The organism is Rhodanobacter sp. B04, from assembly GCF_002001125.1.
GTDB lineage: Bacteria > Pseudomonadota > Gammaproteobacteria > Xanthomonadales > Rhodanobacteraceae > Rhodanobacter.
This window is the reverse complement of record NZ_MUNV01000007.1, coordinates 38,305-61,334: the sequence shown is the minus strand read 5'-3', so window position 1 is coordinate 61,334 and position 23,030 is coordinate 38,305. Positions and strand designations below refer to the sequence as shown.

General features: G+C 62.8%; 23 protein-coding genes and 1 pseudogene. 7 read left to right on the top strand and 17 right to left on the bottom strand.

Annotated features, from left to right (window positions below; all coding sequences use genetic code 11):
- Window positions 1-84: 84 nt before the first annotated feature.
- Both B0E46_RS04995 and B0E46_RS04990 read right to left on the bottom strand, forming a co-directional pair.
- Window positions 85-531 carry an SRPBCC family protein gene (locus B0E46_RS04995; protein WP_077554973.1) on the bottom strand — a complete coding sequence of 149 codons (447 nt, stop codon included), beginning with the start codon at window positions 529-531 and terminating at the stop codon, window positions 85-87.
- Between the two features lie 74 nt (window positions 532-605).
- Window positions 606-962 (bottom strand): DUF1428 domain-containing protein, encoded by a 357-nt coding sequence (locus tag B0E46_RS04990; RefSeq protein ID WP_077554687.1) that lies wholly within the window; start codon window positions 960-962, stop codon window positions 606-608.
- A 241-nt stretch (window positions 963-1,203) separates the two neighbouring features.
- Here B0E46_RS04990 and bla point away from each other — a divergent pair, with 241 nt between their 5' ends.
- Complete coding sequence (bla, locus tag B0E46_RS04985; RefSeq protein WP_077554686.1) at window positions 1,204-2,229, top strand: class A beta-lactamase; 1,026 nt, start codon at window positions 1,204-1,206, stop codon at window positions 2,227-2,229.
- Window positions 2,230-2,380: 151 nt separating this feature from the next.
- Here the strand turns inward: bla and B0E46_RS04980 are convergent, their stop codons facing one another.
- The 3 genes from B0E46_RS04980 to B0E46_RS04970 all read right to left on the bottom strand — a co-directional run bounded on the left by B0E46_RS04980 (window position 2,381) and on the right by B0E46_RS04970 (window position 5,900).
- The gene (locus B0E46_RS04980) at window positions 2,381-2,908 is read right to left on the bottom strand and encodes an energy transducer TonB (RefSeq protein ID WP_077554685.1); all 528 of its coding nucleotides are present in this window, start codon (window positions 2,906-2,908) and stop codon (window positions 2,381-2,383) included.
- Window positions 2,909-3,064: 156 nt separating this feature from the next.
- Entirely contained in the window at window positions 3,065-4,276 is a 1,212-nt protein-coding gene (locus tag B0E46_RS04975) for an MFS transporter (RefSeq protein WP_217316318.1), read from the bottom strand.
- A gap of 247 nt (window positions 4,277-4,523) precedes the next feature.
- Window positions 4,524-5,900 carry a serine hydrolase gene (locus tag B0E46_RS04970; RefSeq protein ID WP_077554683.1) on the bottom strand — a complete coding sequence of 459 codons (1,377 nt, stop codon included), beginning with the start codon at window positions 5,898-5,900 and terminating at the stop codon, window positions 4,524-4,526.
- A gap of 32 nt (window positions 5,901-5,932) precedes the next feature.
- Between B0E46_RS04970 and B0E46_RS04965 the strand changes: the two genes are divergently transcribed.
- Window positions 5,933-6,970, top strand: coding sequence for a Dyp-type peroxidase (locus B0E46_RS04965; protein ID WP_254425048.1), 1,038 nt, complete (start codon window positions 5,933-5,935; stop codon window positions 6,968-6,970).
- Window positions 6,971-7,066: 96 nt separating this feature from the next.
- Here the strand turns inward: B0E46_RS04965 and B0E46_RS04960 are convergent, their stop codons facing one another.
- Complete coding sequence (locus B0E46_RS04960; protein ID WP_077554681.1) at window positions 7,067-7,735, bottom strand: hypothetical protein; 669 nt, start codon at window positions 7,733-7,735, stop codon at window positions 7,067-7,069.
- Window positions 7,736-7,976: 241 nt separating this feature from the next.
- On the opposite strand from B0E46_RS04960, the gene B0E46_RS04955 reads away from it, so the two are divergent.
- Entirely contained in the window at window positions 7,977-8,492 is a 516-nt protein-coding gene (locus B0E46_RS04955; protein ID WP_139350427.1) for a hypothetical protein, read from the top strand.
- A gap of 191 nt (window positions 8,493-8,683) precedes the next feature.
- Here the strand turns inward: B0E46_RS04955 and B0E46_RS04950 are convergent, their stop codons facing one another.
- The 4 genes from B0E46_RS04950 to B0E46_RS17240 form a co-directional block, all read right to left on the bottom strand.
- The gene (locus B0E46_RS04950) at window positions 8,684-9,220 is read right to left on the bottom strand and encodes a Spy/CpxP family protein refolding chaperone (RefSeq protein ID WP_077554679.1); all 537 of its coding nucleotides are present in this window, start codon (window positions 9,218-9,220) and stop codon (window positions 8,684-8,686) included.
- 63 nt (window positions 9,221-9,283) lie between these two features.
- Window positions 9,284-9,646, bottom strand: a complete 363-nt coding sequence (locus B0E46_RS04945) for a hypothetical protein (protein WP_077554678.1) — start codon at window positions 9,644-9,646, stop codon at window positions 9,284-9,286.
- 452 nt (window positions 9,647-10,098) lie between these two features.
- Window positions 10,099-11,988: an LTA synthase family protein gene (locus B0E46_RS04940; protein ID WP_077554677.1), complete on the bottom strand. Its 1,890-nt coding sequence runs from the start codon at window positions 11,986-11,988 to the stop codon at window positions 10,099-10,101.
- A gap of 63 nt (window positions 11,989-12,051) precedes the next feature.
- The gene (locus B0E46_RS17240; RefSeq protein WP_139350426.1) at window positions 12,052-12,384 is read right to left on the bottom strand and encodes a hypothetical protein; all 333 of its coding nucleotides are present in this window, start codon (window positions 12,382-12,384) and stop codon (window positions 12,052-12,054) included.
- Between the two features lie 38 nt (window positions 12,385-12,422).
- On the opposite strand from B0E46_RS17240, the gene B0E46_RS04935 reads away from it, so the two are divergent.
- Window positions 12,423-12,869, top strand: coding sequence for a hypothetical protein (locus B0E46_RS04935; protein ID WP_139350425.1), 447 nt, complete (start codon window positions 12,423-12,425; stop codon window positions 12,867-12,869).
- 332 nt (window positions 12,870-13,201) lie between these two features.
- Window positions 13,202-13,867, top strand: a complete 666-nt coding sequence (locus tag B0E46_RS04930) for a 2'-5' RNA ligase family protein (RefSeq protein ID WP_077554675.1) — start codon at window positions 13,202-13,204, stop codon at window positions 13,865-13,867.
- Window positions 13,868-13,885: 18 nt separating this feature from the next.
- On the opposite strand, the pseudogene B0E46_RS04925 reads toward B0E46_RS04930, so the two are convergent.
- Both B0E46_RS04925 and B0E46_RS04920 read right to left on the bottom strand, forming a co-directional pair.
- Window positions 13,886-14,596: pseudogene (locus B0E46_RS04925) on the bottom strand (EAL domain-containing protein); the annotation flags it as partial.
- A 12-nt stretch (window positions 14,597-14,608) separates the two neighbouring features.
- Window positions 14,609-15,982: a GGDEF domain-containing protein gene (locus B0E46_RS04920; protein ID WP_168171133.1), complete on the bottom strand. Its 1,374-nt coding sequence runs from the start codon at window positions 15,980-15,982 to the stop codon at window positions 14,609-14,611.
- 421 nt (window positions 15,983-16,403) lie between these two features.
- On the opposite strand from B0E46_RS04920, the gene B0E46_RS04910 reads away from it, so the two are divergent.
- Window positions 16,404-16,898 carry a DUF3617 family protein gene (locus tag B0E46_RS04910; protein ID WP_077554671.1) on the top strand — a complete coding sequence of 165 codons (495 nt, stop codon included), beginning with the start codon at window positions 16,404-16,406 and terminating at the stop codon, window positions 16,896-16,898.
- Window positions 16,899-17,031: 133 nt separating this feature from the next.
- On the opposite strand, the gene B0E46_RS04905 is transcribed toward B0E46_RS04910, so the two are convergent.
- Together B0E46_RS04905 and B0E46_RS04900 are read right to left on the bottom strand one after the other, a co-directional pair.
- Window positions 17,032-18,096 (bottom strand): YXWGXW repeat-containing protein, encoded by a 1,065-nt coding sequence (locus B0E46_RS04905; RefSeq protein ID WP_077554670.1) that lies wholly within the window; start codon window positions 18,094-18,096, stop codon window positions 17,032-17,034.
- A gap of 237 nt (window positions 18,097-18,333) precedes the next feature.
- Complete coding sequence (locus B0E46_RS04900; protein WP_217316317.1) at window positions 18,334-19,692, bottom strand: GGDEF domain-containing protein; 1,359 nt, start codon at window positions 19,690-19,692, stop codon at window positions 18,334-18,336.
- A 356-nt stretch (window positions 19,693-20,048) separates the two neighbouring features.
- Here B0E46_RS04900 and B0E46_RS04895 point away from each other — a divergent pair, with 356 nt between their 5' ends.
- Window positions 20,049-20,579, top strand: coding sequence for a hypothetical protein (locus B0E46_RS04895; protein ID WP_077554668.1), 531 nt, complete (start codon window positions 20,049-20,051; stop codon window positions 20,577-20,579).
- Between the two features lie 73 nt (window positions 20,580-20,652).
- Here B0E46_RS04895 and B0E46_RS04890 read toward each other — a convergent pair whose 3' ends face one another.
- The 3 genes from B0E46_RS04890 to B0E46_RS04880 form a co-directional block, all read right to left on the bottom strand.
- The gene (locus B0E46_RS04890) at window positions 20,653-21,078 is read right to left on the bottom strand and encodes an organic hydroperoxide resistance protein (protein ID WP_077554667.1); all 426 of its coding nucleotides are present in this window, start codon (window positions 21,076-21,078) and stop codon (window positions 20,653-20,655) included.
- Window positions 21,079-21,169: 91 nt separating this feature from the next.
- Entirely contained in the window at window positions 21,170-21,610 is a 441-nt protein-coding gene (locus tag B0E46_RS04885) for a MarR family transcriptional regulator (RefSeq protein WP_254425047.1), read from the bottom strand.
- 290 nt (window positions 21,611-21,900) lie between these two features.
- Window positions 21,901-22,988, bottom strand: a protein-coding gene (locus B0E46_RS04880; protein WP_254425046.1) for an IS3 family transposase whose coding sequence is annotated in 2 segments (ribosomal slippage) — window positions 21,901-22,736 and window positions 22,736-22,988 — 1,089 coding nt in all. Because the reading frame shifts where the segments join, the coding sequence is not laid out codon by codon here.
- Window positions 22,989-23,030: the final 42 nt, after the last annotated feature.

Sequence of the window (23,030 nt, the reverse complement as noted above, 5' to 3'; positions counted from 1 at the left end):
CGACGCATTCCTCCCAACGTTTCGGCATGTGTCAAGTGGATCCGTCGCGACGGCAAGCCACAAAGCTGATCGACGCAGTGCCGGTCAATCCGGAATGTCGACGCCCACCAGCTTGCCGAGCAGCACCAGCGACTCCTGCCAGCCCATGTAGCACAGCTCGACCGGAATCATTTCGGGCAGGCCTTCCTGCACCACCTGCAATTCGGTGCCGCAGGATACGGCACGCAGGGCGATGGTGGTGGTCATTTCGCCGGGCAGGTTGGGGTCTTCGAAGCGGCCGGTGTACTGGATGCGCACGCCCGGCACGAGCTCGCGGTAGGTGCCGCCGAAGCTGTGGCCGTTGCCGGTGGAGAAGTTGGTGAACGACATCCGGTAGCTGCCGCCGACGCGTGCGTCGAGCTGGTGCACCTTGCAGGTGAAGCCGTTCGGCGGCAGCCACTTGGCGATCGCCTCGGCGTCGAGGAAGGCGCGGTAGACCCGCTCGGCCGGGGCGCGCAGCACGCGGTGGAGACGCACGGTGTTGGTGGCCATGATGGTTTCCATTGCAGAGGATCAGCCCTTGTCTTGCAGGGCGTGTGGGTAGAGTGAGAACCAGCTTGCCATGGCTATGCCGGCAGGCTGACCACCGGCACGAAACCGCCGAAGATCATGCGCTTGCCGTCGAACGGGCAGGCGCTCGCGGCCGCCATGCGCGGATCCTTCATGAATTTCTCCATGCCGGCATCATGGGTGGCCTTGTCGGGCCATTCGATCCAGGAGAACACCACGGACTCGTCTTTCTCAGCCTGCACGGCGCGGCGGAAATCGGTGAGCTTGCCATCGGGTACGTTGTCGCCCCAGCACTCCACCACCCGGATGGCGCCGTACTCCATGAAAATGACGTCGAAGGTGCTGGCATGCGCAATGAACTGCTCGCGGTTGGCGTTGGGTACGGCGATCACGAAACCATCGATGTAGGACATGGCAGTCTCCTGGGCGGGAACCGATATGGTCACCTTCCTGCATGTGACGAACGAGTGCACGCAGGATCGACATGGGCCTGAAACTCATTCGGTCGGAGCCGCCCGCAGCAGGTGACTTGATGTATCGGCGCCGGTGAGAACGCGAGGCAGGACGCCCAGGCCAGGCCAGCGACAGGCCACGGCTTCGCCACAAACGTGTGCCAGATTACGGTTGGTTACCCCTTCGACAAGGAAGCGCCCCATGGATCGTTCACGTACTCGTCGCTACACCGTCGCCGCGGCGGTGTTTGCGTTGTCGTTCGCCGGCATGGCGCCGTCAGTGAATGCGCTGGAGGTTTCCGCGACGAAAACGCAGGATGCCCGGCTGCAGCGGACACTTGCTGCGCTGGCGCAACGGGCGCGTCCCGGAACACTGGGTGTCGCCGTACTCGATTTGCAAAGCGGCGTCGAAGCCGGCGTGAATGCCGGCCAGGCCTTTCCGATGATGAGCGTATTCAAGGCACCGGTGGCTGCCGCGGTACTCTCACGAATCGATGCAGGCAAGCTCTCGCTGCAACAGCAGGTGATTGTGACTCGTGCGGACGTGCTGAACGGCTCGGCCGTGCCATCCATCGGGGCACATTTCCGCGGCGAGCGGATGACGTTCACGGTCGAACAGCTGTTGCAGGCCGCGGTCAGCGAAAGCGACAACACCGCCGTGGATGCGTTGCTGAAGCTCGTCGGTGGTCCGCAGGTGGTGACCGCGTTCCTGCGCGCGCACGGTATCGCTGGCATGCGTGTGGATCTGGACGAGGCTGGCGTGGGGCGGATGTTTCAGGATCTGAAGCCCGGGCAGGAGGTGTCAGCGAAGGAATCCGCACAGGCGTCGCTCGAACGCCATCGTCGCGGCTTCAAGGCTTTTCTTGCCGCGCCGACCAATCGAAGTACGCCGGATGCCGCAGTCTCGTTTCTGCGCAAGCTCCAGGGCAACGAACTGCTGACGCCGGCTTCCACGCAGCACCTGCTCGACCTGATGGCCGCACAAACCATTCCCAATCGTCTGAGGGCAGGGGGGCCGCACGGGGTTCGTTTCGCCGACAAGACAGGCACCTCCGATTCGCTGGACGGCAGGACGGCCGCATTCAACGACATCGGCATTTTCACCGGGCCGGATGGCCACACGGTGATCGTTGCGGCCTTCCTGACCGATTCGCCGGCTTCGCAGGCGCAACGTGACGCGTTGTTTGCGGATATCGCCCGCGCGGCCGTGGCTTCATTGCGCCCTTGATGAAAAGAGCCGGGGCGATCTCTTATCTGCTATGGGCGAACCGAAAAGCGACGCCGGCATCGGCAAGGCCGGGTGGGCCGGCTTGGCTGCCTTGTCGTCGGCATCCACAGTCTCTGCGGCGGCGCCAAGGTTTCCTGCGCGTGCTTTCCAATCAATTGGCCAGGTTGAAGCGCACCGGAACCCTCAGCGAGAGACCGAGCCGGGTGTCGAAATGCCAGCCGCGCACGGCTTCCATGGCGGAGCGATCCAGATCAAGGAAGCCGCTGGATTGATAAACGCTGTCGCCGGTAACCGAGCCGTCGGCAGCAAGCTCCACTTGCACGATCACGACGCCCTGATGGTGCTGGCGCATGGCCTGCGCGGGATACTTGGCTGGCATGGCGGCTGCCGAGGCAGGTGGCGATACCAGCGGAGGAGCGCAGCTGATCCTTTCGCTTTCCCGCAGCGATTTCAGGTTGGCCTCATCGGAAGGGCTTTTTACCTTGTTGCTGAGCTGCTGCTGGATCTGCTCCCTGGTCTGCTCGCAACGGAATTGCTGCTGCTGTTGCGGGGACATCTTCATGATGTCGGTGGCGGTGCTGCTTGCAGCCTGAGGAGCCTTTCCATCTTGAGCCGCCGCTCCCTGTCCCAGGCAGACCGCAGAAACGGCAAGAAGAGCAAGCAAAGCCAAACGTCGCATGATTGTGTACTGCCTTTATCGAGTGATATTCGGACGATGCCGTGAGCAAGCCGCCCTCGCGACAACCTTAACTCACGCTCTTCAGGAGGTGCAATTTTTCGATAACGCCGTCACATGTTTCTGCACGGCCTCGGGGGTAATCGTCGATCGTGATGATCAGCCGCTGTTCGCGGGCACGGCCCGGGCCTGCAGCAGCAAGATGAGCATGACAGCGAGCGCGGCAGCCACGGCGGCATAGCCATAGATGGCGTTGAAGCTTCCGCCGCCGGCGATCCAGCCACCGATCGGGCCGGCGATGGCCATGGCCACATCGAGAAACACGGAGAACACGCCGAGCGCGCTGCCGCGGCTATGTTCCGGCACGCGATGGACAGCCTCCACGCCGAGCGCCGGGAACACCAGCGAGAAGCCCAGCCCGGCGACGGCGGCGCCTACGCCTGCCATCCGCGCATCGCTTGCCAGCCAAAGCGTCACCAACCCGATCGCCTCGATGGCGAGCGAGGCCATCGCCACCCGGTAGCCGCCCAGCCAGTTGATGGTGCGACCGAACACGAAGCGTACGCCGACAAACATCACGCCGAACACGCTCAGCGTCAGCGCAGCGCCGTTCCAGTCATGCTCGGCGTAGAGCAGGGTGATGAAGGTGGCAATGCAGCCGAAGCCGATCGAGCCCAGCGCAAGCCCGATGCCGTAAGGCACCACGCGGGCGGCAACGGTACGGAAGGGCGAACGTTCACCGCCGGCCACCGTGGTAGCGCGCTTGAGCCGCGCCAGCGGCAGTGCTGCAAGCATCAAGATCAGGCTGGCCACGCCGATGGCCGCGAAGCCGAAGCGGTGCTGGATCATCACGCCGAGCGGTGCCCCGGCAGCAAGTGCGCCGTAGGTGGCCACGCCGTTCCACGAAATCACCCGTGCCGTGTGCCGATGTCCGACCTGGCCCATGCCCCAGGCGATGGAACCGGTGCCGACGCAGCTTTCGGCGCACCCCAGCGCCAGGCGTGCGGCCAGGATCAGGCCGAGGCTGAGCACGGGCTGGCCGGGGGCCAGCGCACCCAGCCACAGCAATGCGCCACTGACGGCAGACATCGTCAACCCGGTCAGCACGGTGCGCTTGGGGCCCAGGGTGTCGGCCATGCGTCCGGCATGTGGGCGGCTGATCAGCGTTGCCACGTACTGCACGCTGATGGCCAAGCCGGCCAGCATCGCACTGAAGCCGAGGTTGCCGTGCACAAAGCCCGGCAACACCGCCAGCGAGAGGCCGATGGTCAGGTAAGTGGCGAAGGTGAAGGCGACAGTGCTGAGTATCGGCAGCATCACCCCGCGGCGGGGGTCTTCCGCCGGGACGGGAACGCAGGAGGCATCGGTCATGGACAAATCGGGGGAGTGGAACAACGGGCAGTCTCGTGTGGGGACGCACGAGCACGCCTATTCTAAGCCTGCATGACGCGTTGCAGCATGGGTGGTGCATGAAAGTTTTTTCATGCGGAAATGAAATCAAGACCGGCGGGCTGGGTCCGGCGGGCGAACGGCGCTTCGCGCCCTCTGGGACTCGAGGGCGCGGCGGATTTCATGGACGGCAGGTCAGGATGTTTTGCGGCGATCTCGCGCGCAGGATTCAATGCACGGTTGCGGCCACGTCGTTCACCAGGTGGACCAGGCCCCGCATGTCGAAATTGGGCGGATCGACGGTGGAGCCCAGGCGCACGATGACCAGGCGTTTGGACGGCACGATGACAATGCGCTGTCCGTTCAGCCCTGAGGCGAAGTACGCATCGCCCGGCATGCCGGCAATGATGTGGCTGCCGTCGGACGAGGTGCCGGTATTCGTCCAGAAGCCGGAGCCGTAGATGCTGTGCAGGGTCTGCCGGCTGACATAGGCGCTCCATCCCTCGGGCAGGATGCGCCGTCCGCCGGCCATGCCATCGTCCAGATACAGCTGGCCGAAGCGCGCCCAGTCGCGTGCCGATGCATAGATGCGGGTGGAACCGACCAGGGTTTGTGCGCCATCGAATTCCATCAGCACATGGCGCATGCCGAGCGGGTCGAACAATTCCCGATGCGCGAAGCGGATCAGGCCGGGTGCGCCACCGCCGATCGTGTCGCGCAGGATGCCCGCGAGGATCAGCGTATTGCCGCTGGTGTACTCCCATTGCTGTCCGGGCGGGATCCTGGGCGAAGCGTGCGCGGCGTACGCGGCCATGTCCTTCTTCAGGAACAGCATGGTGGATACCGGGTCGAAACCGCTGTCGTCCTCGGCGAGGGCCAGCCCCGAGACCATCCGCGACAATTGATCCAGGGTGATCCGATGGCGAGGATCGCCGGGCGACTGCCAGCCCGGTACCGCTGCGGGCATGTCCATGCTGAGCCTGCCTTGTTGCACCAGGATGCCGAACAGGGCGTTCACCACCGACTTGCTGACCGAATACCCGAGTTGCGGGGTGTCTGGATCGAACCCGTCGGCATAGCGTTCGGCGATGATCCTGCCGTCATGCATCACCACGATGGCATGCACGTTGCGCCGCGGGCCATCGGCAGGCTCCGCAAAAGCGCGCCCCAGCGCGTTGACGATGGCGGGATCCTCGCTGGTGACTGGCGCATCGGGTGCTGTCGCGGGTGTTGCCATTTCCTGCGCCGCCCGCAGGGTGGCGGCATCCGGCGCAAGCAGCGGCAGCGCACAGCCATAAGCCGGGTAGTAGGTCACCGTGCTGGCGAAGTGGCCCAGCCATTGGGCAGTCACCTTGCGGCCGGCTCTGTCGATGTCATGGTGCAACCGTGGCAATAGGATGCGCATGCCTTTCAGTGGTGCAATGCTTTCGGCAAAAACCCGTTCGGGTGCCAGTCCGTCGACAAACACCCCGACGCATAGCGTCTGCGCGACATTGGCCGTGGCGACCCGGATGGCCCGATCCGGCCGTCTCCACAGGTAGAAGATGGACACTGCAAGCAGCAGTGCGGACAGGATGGAGAGTACGACCCGGGCGATTGTTTTCATGCGCGTCGTTTTGCGGTGATCCACGCAGGAGTTTGGCACGTCTGGCCACGCTGCTGTCTTATTTCAGGAGCCGGGCGTCGGCTTGTTTTGGAAATCCGTCGAGCCCCGGGCATACTGGAAAAAACAAATCCCGAGGGGGGTGGATCGTGTCTTCCGTCATTCCGCAGCCGGTAGTCGCCAAGCTTACGAGTGCCGCCATTTTTCTCGTGGTGACCGTGGATTCCGACCCTCGACATGAAGAGACGGTGCGGGCACTTTGTGGCGATCTGGCTTCTCTCTTGCGCGGGGTGGGTTTTCGCGACCCCGATGGCCGCCTGACCTGCGTCATGGGTTTCGGGTCGGATGCGTGGGATCGACTTTTCGGGAAGCCGAGGCCTGGCGGTTTGCATCCGTTCCGCGAGATCGAGGGACGGCACCGTGCCGTCTCCACGCCGGGGGACATGCTCTTCCATATCCGCGCCATGCGCATGGACCTGTGCTTCGAGCTGGCGGCGCAGATCCTGTCCCGCCTCGGCGACGCCGTGGCAACGGCGGACGAAGTGCATGGCTTCAAATACTTCGACGCGCGCGATCTGCTCGGCTTTGTCGACGGAACCGAGAATCCCGTGGACCAGGATGCCATCGACGCGGCGATCATCGGCGACGAGGACCCCACCTTCGCTGGCGGAAGCTACGTCATCGTGCAGAAGTATCTGCACGACCTGAAGGCGTGGAACACGGTGCCCGTCGAGCAGCAGGAAAACATCATCGGCAGGGCGAAACTCTCGGATATCGAACAGGCCGATGCCGCGAAAGCCCCCTACGCGCACAATGTCCTGACCAACATCGAGAAGGATGGCAAGCAGCTGCAGATCGTGCGCGACAACATGCCGTTCGGCGACGCCAGCAAGGGCGAGTTCGGCACCTATTTCATCGGCTATGCGCGATCCCCGGACCGGATCGAGCAGATGCTCGACAACATGTTCGTCGGCAATCCGCCGGGCAACTACGATCGCCTGCTGGACTTCAGCAAGGCTGTCACCGGCACGCTGTTTTTCGTCCCGTCGGCGACGTTCCTGGACGATGTCTAGGTCCGCAAAACCACAAAGCTGACAGCGTCTTTGAACCAATCACTGGCCGGCGCTGGCCGAGTCGCAGGGTGCAAGCAGAGTTTTTGGCTGGCTGCCTCAACCTTGGCCAAGCAGAAGCACGCTTATCAGTATCCCGAGCACAATGAGGCCGCCGAACAGCAACGCCATCTTGCGGCCGATATGGGTATCGGTTGTGGCAGGGACGCCGCCAGGCATAAGGATCAGTACTTTCGGATCGCCCGATCCCAAGCGCCGATGCATTTCCTCGGTGTCCGTGGGCATGGGAAAAGCCAGGCCTTCATCTGTACGGCGTGTGATGAACAGCAAATCGCCGGCCTTGGCGACCAAGCTGCGTGCAGGGATGTTCCAGCCGGCTATCCCTCCTCTCGCGGAGAATACGATTCGGTGAACCGGCCGACCTTGCTCGGGCCGAAGTTCGTCAGGTGCCCAGAGCATGGTCGCCAGCAGGTCGGCTGGACCAAGCTGCAAGCTCTCGTCGCTCAGGTCACGATGCAGTTCGTCGAGCAGCGAACTGCCGCCCGGGTCGTTCGGTCGAGCATGCACGAACCGCTCTGCGCGACCCTCGACACGCCAGCACAGCGCGATGGGCTTGAGGTCGCCATCGAACATCGCCGCCACCGACACCAGCAGGTCGCGAGCCATGCCGAGGTTCAGGACATCCGGCTTGTCGATCCAGTCGTCCGGAAATTCGATGCCGCGATAGATCTCGGCGACCACGCGCGATGCGACGATGGGCATTTCCATATGCGACTCCCCTGGCATGTGAACCGCGTGGGCTGTCGGTCGCCCCGATGTTGGATTGTCTCAAACGTGCATGGCGGCCGGCATCTGTTTTCAATCAGGGCAGCAGATTCAGGTGGCATGCCGACGGCCTGAAGTATTCGTCTGGCGGTACCCCGGCAGCCATCGGCCATGGCAGCTCGCTTGCCGCAGTTCCTGGACCGTGGGAGTACGATGCCGCTTCCTTGCGCACGTGGAGAGCGACATGCCTCGATCGAGTGACGAGAAGCTGCGTACCTGGGCGACGCGCTGTATCAGCAATGAGCCGGGATCGTGCGATGCCATGTCGCGCCGGCTTCAGGAGACGGTTGTCCGCCTGTATCCCGATGCCATTCCAGTGGCCTCCTTGAAGACGGTCATGATCAAGGGCTGCCACCAGGACCACAAGGCCGTAAGTCTCAGGTGGTCCGATGAAGAAAGTCCGGTGATGGTGGATTCCACCATCGGCCAGTTCTACAAGCCCGGGCGTGACGATGAGAAGCCGCAGATATTTATCGGCAGCTACGCCGAATGGACGGCCGAACTAAGCCGGTTGCACAACGGCGCCACGGTCGAGAAGTATGTGGGGGACGACCGTGCGAGCAGCATCTGGGCCACTCTTGAGGAGGGGCGTGGCGACAGCGCCCTGAAGAAAGAGCAGCTTCGGCACTCCGGCCGGGTCAACAAGGAAACCCACGAGGCCAAGGTCCTTGCTGGCTGCGGTGGCTGCACGCTGCTTTAGCGGGTCAAAGGTCGAAGCTGAAAAGCGGCGCCAGGTTCACTCTCCAGTTTCGGACTGCGGATTCCGTGCATTGGTGCATCGGAAAAGGTGCGAGAGAGGAATAATTTATCCAAGGGGAAATCCCCGGCCCTGCCGGGGGAATACCTGTTCCGGACGCGCTCTTTCATGCAGCGGGTACTGCAGCCTCGATGCTAGTGGGACGCGGGAGTGGCGGATGAGGTTGAGCTTGCCGGTGCAGCAGGCTTCGGTTTATGCGTCATTTTGTGCTTCCTGGTATCGCCGTTGCGGTACATCTCGTCGGCGATCTGCTTCTGATCGCTGGACAGCACGGCATACAAGTCGCTCATGGCGGCCGACAGCTTCTGCATGTTTTCCGCATGGAGCTGGGTGAGCGCGGCATACGACTTCATCGCCTCGTCGGCGTTCATCGACGGGAGTTTCTGTGCGCGGTCGCGGAAGGCGTCGGCGGCCTTCTTGGCGTTGTCACGCATCGTTTGCGCAAAGGCATCCCATGCCTTCGACTGCTGATCGGTGATCTTCAGCTGGGCATGCAGGTCGCTGATGCGTTGTTCCACGGCATCGGCGCGCTTCTGCGCATGATGCGTGGCTGCCGATGCCTTGGCTGGCGCATCTGAAGCCGTGGCGGCCTGCTGCGCCCACACGGGGGCGGTCAGTGTGGCGAGTGCGAGCATGGCGGGCACGGCAAGGTGGCGAATGACGTTTTTCATGGTTGGATGCTCCGATTCACAGGGTCGAGTCGATGGCCGCCCGATACGGGCGCGTCGTGGCATTCAATCTTGATAGGGATCCTGATTGGGGAGCGGCGGAGGTGGGTTGTTGTTATCGTAGTAAACGACGCCCGGTGGCGGTGGCGGCGGCGCCGTGGTGTAAACCACCGCAGGCGGCGGTCGCTGCACCGAATTCGCAATCACCGTGCCGGCCACCAGCCCCAGCAAGGCGCCGGCGATCAGGTTGCCGCCACCATCGCCGCGATCGCGATAGCCATGCCCGCGATACTGGGGAGCCGGCCGTCCGTGGTATCCATCGTGTCGATAATATTGCGCGTGAGCGGGTAGGGCGGATGCCGTTACGGCACCGGCAAAAAACGCCACGGCGATCTGGCGGTACAAGTGGGTTCGGGAAAGGCGAGTCATGAACGCATCCTCCTCACGGTGTCACGGTGGTCGCACGGCATGGGCCAATATCGAATGCCTGCGGGGGCATGAATCAGTGCGGCGAAAGCAGGCCATGGCAACAGGATCAGGCATGCCACTGTGATCGCCCGCAGCGCACTCTATGCCCAGTCGCGTGAAGCGATGCTCAAGGGATCCGTGGTGGAAGATCGGGGTTCGTCCCCCAGGCCGTGCCCGAGGGCGATCGACGGGGCGTATCCGACGCCACTTCAGGCTGCTTCGTCTTGCCATGAATGCCATCGAATTCATATGCTTGCTGCGTCACGGCTGTTGCGTGGGCACAGCCTCCGCGGCTTTTCGCGATAAACTCACCGCTTACGCACAGGCTTGGCGCCCGCCATCTTCACCATGGCTTTGCCTTGCCGCTCGCCGTCATGGCGGGAGGCGAGCTGTGCCGGCTGCATTCGCCAGAGCTACCGGTGCATGGGTTCGAAGACACGGTTGGTCTTTTCGAGCCGGTAGTAATTTTCGACGGTGGCCTTGTCGTCGGCAAAAGGCTTCAGGTAGGGCGGTGGAATGTTGCCTTCCGGATAGACGCCAGCCGCGTCGGTGGCATAGAACTCATTGCCGATGGCCGCGAAGCCGATGCGGCGGCGGTTGTCCTCGAACAGCGACGTACCAAGAAAGCTGTTGTCCGCACGGCGTATGCCAAGCAACTGCAGCAAGGTCGGTGCGAGGTCGACCGAGGTTCTGCCGTTGGCATCGTAGGTGGCTGGCAGCCGATGAAACGGGTCGTAGATCAGCAGGGGGATCTGGTCGACAAAGTAAGGCTGGGAGTCGTTGCCGGCCGCTTGCCTGTACGCGGGGTCGGGATAAGTGGCGTGATCGGCAGTGAAGACCAGGATGGTGTTCTTCGCGTATTCGCTGGCAAAGAAATAATCCAGGAATGTCCCTATCGCGTGATCGTAATTGTGCAGCTTGTTCAATGAAGGGTTGCTGCCGTCGCCGTACTTCAGGCCAAACGCAACAACGTCGAGAAAGGCGTGTGTGCCGAAGTTGTATGCCCCGGCGAAGAATGGCTGGTTGGTGCCGGAAAGCGCATGCCGCTGCAACAGCAGGTTCAGTGCGTGGAACAGCTCGCCGTCGCTGAGCGCACCTTCCACCGCATACATCGGATTGCCTGGCGCAATGTCCCGGCTGACATCGTCGAAGGAGAACACCTTGTCGAAGCCCAGCATGCGCAGCATCGTGTTGAGCTCGACCGTGTCGTGATGGGGCGACAGGAAGCTGGCGCGGTAGCCAAGGTCCCTGAGAATCATCGGTACCGAGCGATAGCTGATGCCGACCATCGAGGAGCGCTGGCTCGCGCTTTCCCAGGCATCCGTGTCCCCGCCACCGCCTGCCCATGGGTAACCGGAGACGAGTTGTCCTTGTATTCCCCGGTAAGTGGCGGCGGTGTGGTTGTAGTAGTGGGTCACGCGCATCGAGCGAGCGGCCAGGCGATCGATATTGGGTGTCAGGCCGGGGTATCGACCACCGTATGCACCGATCAGGCGGGCGGAGGTACCCTCGGTGAAGATGACGATGACGTTCTTGATCGGGGCGTCATTACCTGTCGAGGCGAATGGCAGCGGTGCCGAGTAGACCATGCGCTTCTCGAGAGGAAAGGTTGCAGCGTGGCCCGCGCTGTCGGCTTGCAGCGAAGACGGCAGCACGAGATTCGACCACAGCACTTTGCCGTAGTTGCTGGCGAGGCTGCCGATGGGAGCCTGGCGATAGCCGGCTTCGAGCAGGCTGGTGCTGCCCTGCCAGGGAACAAGGCAGGCCTGGGCCAGCAGCAGCGCCAGGGCCACGCGCAGCAGCCATCTTCCGCCCTGCTGCCGGTGTAACGAAGCGCCTGGCCGCAGGCGTGGATCCTTTCGCGCACGCAGGCAGGCGATCGCATGGATCAGCCACCAGACAGCAGCGATCAGCAGCACCAGATAGAGGGATCGCTGCGCGACGATACGGCTTTCAGTACGGTTTTCGATAGCCAGGACGGTGATGAAATTTCCCGAAATGACCAACGCATAGATCTGCACGGCGTAAATGGCGCTGACGATGGCAGCGGTCGACAGGATCAGTGCGGTGACAACGCGGCCACGCCAGCGTCGGTCCAGCCATTCCGTGAAGCTGTAGAAAAGACCGAGCTCGACCAGCGGTGCGAGCAGGCGCGTCAGCGACTGTCCGATCGAATCACCGTGTATGCCAACCAGGCCATACAGTGCGACGAGATAGGCGAGGTAGAGGCCTGTTGCAAAGACAAACCTGTGCCCGGACGCGATGTATCGGTCGGCGACGGTCTGCCCGGTATTCCAATGCATCCATGTTCTCCTGGTCTGGTTCTCACTCGTGCCGACTCGTGCCCGGCGTTCCGGGCATGCCTATCATCGCTGGCGGCGAAATGTTTTTCTTAAGCCCAGCAGCGGATCTCGAAAAACCATCGCCATGCCTGCTTTCGCGGAGATGGCGAGCAAAGGCTTGGTTTTCGCGGCTTCCTGCCGTTTTCGTGTTCCCGTCGCGCATGGACTTTTTGCAAGCAAGGCGCATGCCTGCATGCCGACACTGTAGCCATGTGCCAACACCAGAATCCAGGAGTGAAAACGCGGGGATATCCTGGCCGGCGACTCGGCGAAGCCTGCGATAACCCCCAGATGGAAAGTGGACGCCACCTTGGGATGACGCGGGTTACACTGTCGCCGGGCATGTCCAGGCGGCATGTCAGGGGGATCCACGATAACCGGACTGACGAACCTCGATGCGCGCTTCGGCGGTATGGATGCGACGCGGCAGTCCGCTCAATGATTCTTCGCTAAGGGGTCTTTCTCCCATGGCCGATCACAAAACCTTCCCGAAAGTGCCGACGAATCCCGTCGACTGGAATGATCCGACGCTGGTGTCGCTGCTCAACAAGACCGGCGAGTGGCATCTCGACAACCGCCTTGCATATCCGCCGAAAGACATCCAGATCCAGTTCGGCTGGGGCGGTGGCACCGTCAAGCCGGCCGTGCTGGTATGGCAGGGAGAGGAGGCCATGGTCATCGCGACAAGCTTCCCGATCGAGCACGGCGAGCATGTGCGCGTGAACAAATACCTGGAGGACGACTTCGGAACCCAGTGGGGCGAGGTGGTCGAGAGCCGGGCCGGGCACCGTGCCGATGACAAGACCCACGGTACCCATGTTCACTGGCTGCACATGCGCTGATCGGAAGTAATTCTGTCGCCGCCGACATGACGCGATGGAAAAGCGCTGCTGCCGGGTGCGGGGCAATGGCACCAGCTGTCGCGAGATCGATACGGCGAGCGTTCTCCGATTGTTTGGCGAACGGGAGCTGGTGAATCCGGCACGGGTGGCCGATGCCGAGGCGTCCGGCGCGGCGCCTGGCGAAGCCCGGCGCAGTCGGCCACACGGAGTGGCGCATTTTCCTGCGTCCAAATCGACACTTGTATCGTGGTCCGACACACGGCAGGCTGGACGTCATGCCACGGCGTGGGGGAGTTCGCCGTGGCCGGCCTGATGTCGTTACCGCGGATGCCGTGGAGGTTCAGCTCATTCCTGTCCCGACGAACCACCGCGAACTTGCCGCTGGCATCGATTACTTCTTTGCCGTGCTGCCGGATGATCAGGCCCGTGCAGGGATTGCCGGCATCGGTGAGCGTTTCTGCAAGTCGCACCGGGTGAGCGGCACATGGGTCGGCGCCGACAGCTTCCATCTGACACTTTGTCCGAGGGGCAGGACCGAGCGGATGCTGCCGTCGCTGGAGGATGCGCTGTTGGCGGCTGCCGCCACGGTGCACGGCAGCGCCTTCGAGATCACGCTGGATTCGGCCATGCGTTTCAGCGCGAGGGATGGCCGCTTTCCGTTCGTCCTGTGTGCGGACGGTGCCAGTACCGAGTCGGCCTTGAAGTTGCGCCAGGCCATTGCCGAGGCACAGCGTCGCACTGGACTGGCGGTGACGGGTGTCTCCAGCTACCTGCCACATGTGACATTGCTGCAAGGCCATGCGGTGGATGCGATCGAGGAATCCATTGCACCGATTCGCTGGACCGTGCGCGAATTTGTGCTGGTTCGCAGCTTCTTCGGTCAATCCCGGCAGGAGGTGGTCGAGCGCTGGCCGCTGGAGCCTGCGGTTGCCAAGCCTCCCGAGTTCTTTGATCTTTCGGAGTTGCCGGATCTGGCCGAGCTGCCGGAAGATGAGTGATTCGTTCGCCCGATTGGCTCAGCTGCTGCTTGCTGGAATGGCTTGGCCGGCGAGGCCCGTGAGCCAGCGGTGGAATGCCGCGGCCGGCAACGCCGGGCTCACCAGGTAGCCCTGGATCGCGTTGCAGCCCAGTCCGGCGAGCGCAGTGCGTTGATCTTCGGTTTCGACCCCCTCGGCGATCACAAACAGCTCCAGGTGATGTGCGATGGTGATCATGGCCTCGATGAAGCGGTCGTGTGAGCCGGGATGCAGCCCCTCGATGAACGTGCGATCGATCTTGAGTTCGCGCACGGGGAGTTTTTTCAGGCTTTCCAGCGAGGTGTAGCCGGAGCCGAAATCGTCCAGCGAGAACTGGAACCCGGCGGCTTCCAGCGCGCGGATCTTGCTGGCGGCGTCGTCCAGATCATGCAGGAAGGCGTTCTCGGTGATCTCCAGCGTGATGCGCCGCGGATCGGCCCGCGTCGATGCCACGGTTTCCTGTAGCGTGCGCACGAAATCCTGGCTGAACAATTGCCAGGGGCTGACGTTGATCGAGATGCGTGCCCGGGCATGGGCCGCCGGCCATGTCTCCAGCTCAAGGCAGGCCCGCCGCAGGACCTCGCGACCGATGCGGTGGATCAGGCCGGTTTCCTCGGCGATCGGGATGAACTCGTCCGGTTCGATCAGGCCATGCTCCGGGTGCTGCCAGCGCAGCAATGCTTCGGCGCCGATGAAGCGGGCCTGCATGTCGAGCTGAGGTTGCTAGTGCACGTCGAACTCGCCACGGTCGAGGGCGAGCCGCAGGCCTTTTTCCAGCAGCAGGCGCCGATCGGCCTGTGCCTGCATCCCGCTCTCGAAGATCACGGCGGTATGGCGTCCGGCGGCCTTGGCCCGATACAGCGCCATGTCGACCTGGCGCAGCACGCTGTCGACGTCCCGCGCCGTGCCGGGGAGCGGTGCGATGCCGGCGCTTACGCCGACCACGAGATCATGGTTGCCGATGCGCAGCGGCGCCGTGAGCCGCGCGGTGATGTCCCGCGCGATGCGCAGGGCGGCCTGCGCGGGTGATTCGTCGGTGCCGGTCAGCGAAGTGAGATGCAGCGCAAACTCGTCGCCTCCCAGGCGGGCGATGCAGGCGCTCGCTGGTGCCGTTGCGCTGATGCGTGCGGCAACGCCTTTCAGCAGTTCGTCGCCCACGTCATGGCCGAGTGCCTCGTTGATGATCTTGAAGTGATCGAGGTCGAACAGGATCAGTGCACCGTCGTCCGGTTCGGTCGAGGCCAGTGCGGCCTGCAGGCGCTCGTGCATGTAGTGGCGGTTCGGCAGGCCGGTCAGGTGGTCATGGTAGGCAAGGTGGCGCAGGTCTGCTTCGACGCCTTCCCGGCGCTGGGTTTCGCTGCGAAGTTCGTCGAGGCTGACCGCCAGCGCCTGGTTGCGCCGCTGCAGTTCGCGCCGGAGTACGCCACTCATCAGCAGTACCAGCGCAAGGAACGCCAGCGAATCGAAGGTCAGCCCACGGCCACCGTGGTAGTTGACCACTTCGGCGTGAACCGATGCCGTAGCCTGCACAACCAGGTAGAGCGTGAGCGACCAGACACGGGCGCCGCGGCCACGCCGCCACAGCACGACGCAGCAGCACACGGCCCACAGGAAGCAGGCGTCCACCGCCGTGTAGTAGATGCCGGTGAGGTACGGCGATTCGGTGCCGGAAAAATCGTGCACGCTCTCGCCCCAGGGCAGCACAAGCGGCGGCCGCATGGTGAGATCGGTATATAGCAAGCTGTACGGCGAGCTAAGGTTGATCACCAGCAGCGGCGCAAAGATCAGGGCGGCAACGGTCACCCAGCGCCGCCAGTGGACGAGCCCGGTATACAGGCTGAAGAACCAGATGCCGGTCGGGTAGATCAGGCAACCGAAACTGATCTCGGCGCGTGCCAAGGCGGCGGCCGTCGATACGGACTCCGCCTGGTAAAAGGATGCGGCCAATGCGAGATAGACCGAAACCAGCAGACTGAGGCAACCGAATGCCAGGTACACCCGATCCTGCCCCCGTGCAGATCGGGCAAACGTAGCCTGGATGCCGGCGAAGAGACAGATCCCGCAGGCAATCAGCAAGCTGGATATATACAGAGTCAAGCGATCACCGCTGGATTCCCCCTGCAGCCGCCGTCCTGCGACCGCTGCCGACCATGTTACCCCTCTGCTCACGCGGTTGTGAGCACGGGCTCGTTGATAGGCACGAGCGTCGCGTTTTCCGAGCATGCAGCTGGCCTCGCATAGAAGACGGCGCGTGGGGTGGCATTCATCGTTCCGTGGGGACGAAAATCCTTGCGAACAGGCACTTCCTGAGGCTCATCTCCTTGCGCGTATGGGCGGGTATAGTCGGGTATGCGGGTCTCCGGATCTTGGTATCACTCCCGATCGCCCAGCCAGCAGGAAGCGACTCGTTGCATGCTTTCAGGGGCCTCGCCGCGAAGCGAATGAATGTTGTCGGTCTCTTGGGGATATCCAGTTTGAAAACTGATGCGCGTGGCATGGCGCCACAGCAGGAGCAACCATGATGAAGATGCTTGTCTACGCGGCAGCGATACTCCTCCTGCCGATCGGTGCAGCCCATGCCATCAGCCCGCCGCCCCTGCATGAAGGGCTTTGGCAAACCCACACTCAGAGTATCGAGAGTCCCGGTGGCGATAAGACCGAGATGGCGTCGGAGATCTGCCGCAACCATGCGGTGGATCAACACGCGGAATCCCTGGCGAATAACCTCAAGGGCTGCACCAAGGTCAGCGAAAATGTCGAGGGCAACACGTACACCTCGGAGATGCGCTGCGTCGTTGGCAACACGGTTGTCGATAGCAAGGGCGTGGTGACCGTCCAGGGCGATACCTCAGCCCATTCCGAGACGCATATCACCTACACGCCTGCCCTGGGCGGCAAGACCGGAGGCGTGATGATCCAGGATTCGAAGTATGTCGGCAGCTGTCCGGCGGATATGCAGCCTGGAGATGTCAAGCTTGCAAACGGAAGAATCGTGCATCGAGGCGGGCATTGAGCGGGCTCGGCGTATCGCGCAATGAGGCCGTCTGCAGCCTGTGGAAGTGGCGGTCCTTGACTAGTGCATAAAAAAAGCGGGCCGGATTGTTCCGGCCCGCTGCGTATCGTCGATCGGTTTTTATGCGGGCGGCTCAGTGCTTGTCCGGATGCTCGCCTCGGTTGCCACCACCGCTGCGAACGGGTTGCGCGTGTGGCTGGGCCTGCGGGCGTGGCTGCTGGTATGCAGGGCGGTAGTTCGCCGTGGCCGGCCGCATGGAACCTTGCCCTTGATGGTTGGGTGCATTGCGTGCAGGGGCCGCGTAAGCGTTCGTGCGGTTGTACGGCGCTGGGCGCTGGCCGTTGTTGTTTCGCGGCACATTGCCGGCCGAGCGCTGGGCGTTGTAGCTGGCCTGCGAAACGGTGCGGCTGTTCACCGTGTTTGCGCGCTGGGAAGGTGCATAGCCCGTCCGGGCGGTTCTGGCCGCAGCCGCGCTCATGGCCGGGCTCATCGTTCCACGTGCCCTGACCACGCCGTTGCCGTTGAAGGCACCCGCTCGCGGTGTGGCGGCAATCGGCGGCGCGCCATGGTTTACGGAGGCTCGCAGCGAGCGATTTTCGCTGGCCATGCGGATCTGCTGTTGCTGCGCGGCCAGCGGCTGCATGTGCCGATCACGCGCAGCCATCTGCTCCTGTGGCGATGGCCGCGCCATCAGGCCGCCCCTGCCGCCGTTGTAGCTGACGCGGCTGATCGTGGTGTTGTAGGTGACGTTGCGGTTGTAGTTGAACCGGCCATGGTCCCAGTAGCCGCCGCGGTAGCCAACGCCCTCGTAGCCATAGCCGTAGTTGATGCCGCCATAGAACCCCACGCGCGGTCCCCAGTAACCGCGATTAAAGACATAGAAGCCGTTGCTCCAGCCCCAATACCCCGGTGTCCACAGGGCACCCACATAGGGAGCCAGCACCCAGGTACCCGGTACCCAGAAATAGCCGCCATCGCCGTAGGCCCAGTAGCCAGGTGTCCAGATGTAGCCGGCACCGGGCATCACGGGTTGCGCATAGATCGGCAGGGGCGGTGGCGCAATGCTGACCGAGACGAACACGCCGGCGAAAGACGAGAACGAGATCGCCATGAAACAGGCGGCGACCAGCCATGTCGCCAGTCGGCGCAGCCGCGGCGTTCGCGGCATCGAGCGGTTGGTATTCATGAACAGTTTCATGGGGGACACCCCTGCAGGTTGACGGTACAGGGACACAATAACGGGCCAGCCGTGATCCGGAGGACGATACGCGCACGCTTGCCAAAAGCCGTTCATACGGGAGTCGACAAGGTGTACGCCGAGTAACTTGTCCAGTGAGGTGCGAGCATGGCCCGGGTGCGATGGCATGGGGCCGCCCCAGGGTTGGCGGAGTCACGGGTGCCGGCGTGTCGGCGCGGCACGTGACGTCATGTTTCGTTACCGGTCAGCCCCTGGATTGCCTGCAGGCTGGCCTGGCATGTCGCTCATGATCAGCCGGTTGCCACCGTGCTTCTTCGCTGCGTACATGGCGTCGTCGGCCAATCGCATCAGCTGCTTGTTGTCGTCGCCATGTTCGGGATAGACGGCAATGCCGATGCTGGTCGAGATATGCAGGCTGTGATCGGGCAGTTCAAACGGCTGGTTGAGGGCTTTGCGGATCTTTTCGGCGACGATGCAGGCGTGCTCCGGCTGGTCGATGTTGTCGAGCAGCACCACGAACTCGTCACCGCCCATGCGGGCCACCGTGTCCACTTCACGCACGCAATGTCTGAGGCGGTGCGATACCTCGCGCAGCAGCAGGTCGCCGACGTCGTGGCCGAAGCTGTCGTTGATCAGCTTGAATTTGTCCAGGTCGACGTAGAGCACCGACAGCCGGCTGCTGTCGCGCCGCGCCCTGGCCAGTGCGGTGCGCAGGCGGTCATGGAACAGCATGCGGTTGGGCAGGGCGGTCAACTGGTCGTGCAGGGCGACGTATTGCAGCCAGGTCTGGGTCTGCTTGCGCTCGATCGCCGCGGCGACCTGGGTGGAGACCAACTGCAGCAATACCTTGTCCTGCTCGGTATAGCGCACCTCGCCGGAATAGCTTTGCACCGCGAGCGCGCCGATGATGCCCTGCTGGGTGCTGAGCGGCACGCCGAGCCAGTGCAGCGCTCCGCGGCCGTCGACCGGATTGGCGTGTTCCGGCGGTGCCACTGGCATGTCGGGAGTGAGCAGCAATGCCTGGCCGGTGCGGATCACTTCCGCGCTGAGGGTGCCGGAGTCGAGCTTCTGCGCGGACGGGGCACTGCCGTGTTCGTCGACGAAATAGGGAAAACTCAGTTCGTCCTTCTTCTCGTCGTAAAGCGCCACGAAGAAATTGCGTGCCGGCAGCAGCTTGCCGATGATCAGATGGATGTTCCGGAACAGCGCCAGCAGATCCGCGGCCGAATGGGCGGCCTCGGAAATGGCGTGCAGCGCGACCTGCATCGATTCGGCGCGCTTGAGTTCGGTGATGTCGCGCGCCACGGCAATGCGCATGCCGTCCGCCTCCGACCAGCGGGTCGACCACATGATGTGGATCACCCGGCCGTCCTTGCGCACGTAGCGGTTCTGGAAATGCGGCTTGGGCTGGCCGGCCATGATCTCGCGGGCGGTCTGCAGGGTGCGCTCGCGATCGTCGGGATGAACCAACTCGATCATCGGCTTGCCGATGATCTCCTGCGGCGTGTAGCCGAAGATGCGCTCGAACGCGGCACTGACAAAGACATAGCGGCCTTCGACATCGACCACGCAGATCGCGTCGAGCAGGAGGTCCATGACATTCGCGAGCGGAGCGCTGGTGTTAGGTTCCATGGGTGAGCGGTTGGTTCATTGGCGTCCATGTAAGGGCAGCGCCGGGTCACACGGCAACGATCGACTCGAAGCCTACCCCGAATCCACATGGATAAGGCCGGCGTGCGTCGATGGCTTGCATGATGTCCGGGCGCTGGTTGCTGCACTTGTGTGACAGGGATCGCGCGTTTTCGTGCGTGGATGGCCGGATCAATGCCGGGCTGATGGTCGATGGGCTGCCGATGGCTGGGATAACATCGCTATAAATGAGACTTATTATCATTGGCATCCAATGATAACTCCGGTAAAGTCTGCCGGGCTTCCATCGATACGCAGGTCCTATGTCTTCGGCACATCGCTTCCTCAAGATTTCCCGCAGTGTTCACCTCTATCTCGGCGTGTTTACGGCGCCGATGCTGTTGTTCTTCGCAATCACCGGTGGCCTGCAGACTTTCAGCCTGCACGAAACCACCCGCGGCAGCAGCTACACGCCACCGGCGTGGCTGGCAAGCATGGGGCAACTGCACAAGAAGCAGACCACGGTGATGCCGGTGAGGCGTGCGCGCCCGGCGGAAACAAGCATGCCAGCGACGAATGCCGATCCGGCCGGTGCCATGCCGCTGCCGCCGGCAAACACCCCGGCGGATGCACGCGCTGCGCCATCACCCGGTCAGGGAATCGCCGGCGTGGATGCGCGGCCCAAGAAAAACCTGCTGCCCATGAAAATCTTCTTCGTCGTGGTATCGCTGGGTCTGCTGCTCTCCACCCTGACCGGGATTTACATGGCCTATCGCTACAGCCGCAAGCCACGGCTGATCAGTTCGGTGCTGGTCGCCGGCATTGTCGTGCCACTGCTGCTTCTGCTGTTCTGAACACCCGGGCCTCTGGCCGCTAGTGGAAGCGGCAACCGTTGCGGTCGCCGCTTCGCTTTCGTGGTGTTGCGTGTCAGACGACAGTCAACGTCACGTCGATGTTGTTGCGGGTGGCGTTGGAATAGGGACACACGATGTGCGCCTTCTGTACCAGTGCCTCGGCCTCGGCGCGCGCCATGCCCGGGATCGAGATGTTCAGTTCGACCTCGATGCCGAAGCCGGTCGGAATCGGGCCGATGCCGACCTGGCCAGTCACCTGGGTGTCCGCCGGCAGCTGCAGCTTCTGCTGGCCAGCCACGAACTTCATCGCGCCCAGGAAGCAGGCCGAGTAGCCGGCCGCAAACAGCTGTTCCGGGTTGGTGCCTGCGCTGCCGGCGCCGCCAAGTTCTTTGGGGGTGGCCAGCTTGATGTCGAGGATGCCGTCGGATGAGGTGGCGCGACCATCGCGACCGCCGGTGGCGGTGGCCTTGGCGCGATACAGGACTTTTTCGATGGACATGGGGATGTCTCCTTTGGGCGGTTGGGTTGTATGAAAAATAGTCAGCTATTGAATAGCGAGCTATGTATTTGGGCAAATGAGACGAACAGGATCAGCTCCCGTCGACAAGCCTGGTGCGCAGGCTCTCCAGTTCACCTTTCAGGTGCTTCAACTCCTCTGGCGTGCATTGCGTGGCACAGAGCACCGACTCCTGCACCTTGCCGGCTTTCGCCTGCAAGGCCTTGCCGCGCGCGGTCAGCGAGATGACCACATGCCGCTCATCTTCACGCGAGCGCGACCGCGCCACCAGTCCCGACGTTTCCAGGCGCTTGAGCAGCGGGGTCAGCGTGGCCGAATCCAGGAACAGCCGTGTACCGATTTCCGACACGCTCAGGCTTGCGTCCTCCCACAGCACCATCATCACCAGGTATTGCGGGTAGGTGAGGTCCAGCGGCTTCAGCAGCTTGCGATATACCTTGTTCATTGCCAGGCCGGCCGAATACAGCGCAAAGCACACCTGCACATCCAGCCTGGGTGCGCCGGTCGGAGCCATCGGGGGAGAAGTGCGTCTGGATTTCATGGGACGCATAATACATAGTGCACTATTTGATTGCAAGCTATATTTCAGCGGCACGGTGGCGCTGGCGAGCGACGACCCGCGTGGCGTCCAAAGGGCGCGGCATGAGGTAGCGTATGGGCTTGATTGCCAGATCGACCGAATCCCGAGGCAATGGACGAACAGTTTGCCGTTGAAAAGCGCCTCGCCGTGCTGGCTAGCGAAAAACGGGTTGTTCGAGGTTCCCTGGGTAATCACCCCACTTTTAACTGACTTCAAAAGTGGAGCTAGGCAGCAAGCGCCAATTTCTGCATCGGGGTGATGCCACCGAGCGCCATATTCGGGCGCTCGTGGTTGTACGTCCATAGCCAACGCGTGGCCATGTCCTGCACTTGGTTGATTGAGTCGAATAGGGTTCGCGCCAGCCAGGCATAACGTACGGTTCGGTTATAGCGCTCAACATAGGCGTTCTGCTGCGGTTTGCCCGGCTGGATGTGCTCGATCCGGATTCCCTGTTGCTCAGCCCACGTGAGTAGCGCGCCGCTGATGTATTCCGGACCATTGTAGCAGCGGATCGCCCGTGGCTTGCCGCGCCATTCGATGATCTGCTCCAGCGACCGGATCACCCGTGCGCTGGGCAACGACAGGTCGACCTCGATCCCCAGTCCTTCGCGGTTGAAGTCGTCCAGGACGTTGAACAGCCGGAAGCTACGTCCGTCGCTGAGCTGGTCGTGCATGAAGTCCATCGACCAGACCTGGTTGATGGACTCGGGCACCGCCAGTGGCTCGGGCCGCTCGCGCACCAGCCGCTTCTTCGGTTTGATCCGCAGGTTCAATTCGAGCTCCCTGTAAATCCGATAAACCCGTTTGTGGTTCCAGCCGAAGCCCTTGACGTTGCGCAGGTGCAGAAAGCACAGGCCAAAGCCCCAGTCGCGATAGGTCGTGGTCAACCGGACCAGCCAGTCCGCGATCTGCGCGTTCTCCTTGCTCGCCTTGGCTTGGTAGCGATAGCCGGTTTCGCTTAGTGCGAAGGTTTGGCAGGCGTGCCGAATACTCGCGCGCCCACTCTTCACCACCCATCGGGCCATCTCCCGGCGTTGAGATGGCCTCACCATTTTTTTGCCATCGCCTCCTTCAGCAGCTCCGCGCTGAGCTGGGCGTCGGCGTACATCTTCTTCAGGCGCCGGTTCTCGTCCTGCAGCTCCTTGAGCTGGGACATCAGCGAGGCGTCCATACCGCCGAACTTGCTACGCCACTTGTAGAACGTGGCCGAGCTGATGCCGTGCTCGCGGCATAGCTCTGGCACCAGGGTGCCGGCCTCGGCCTGCTTGAGCACGGCAATGATCTGGCTGTCGGTGAAACGGGATTTCTTCATGGAACCTCCTCGGCAAAGATTACGAGAAAATTCCACTTCTGG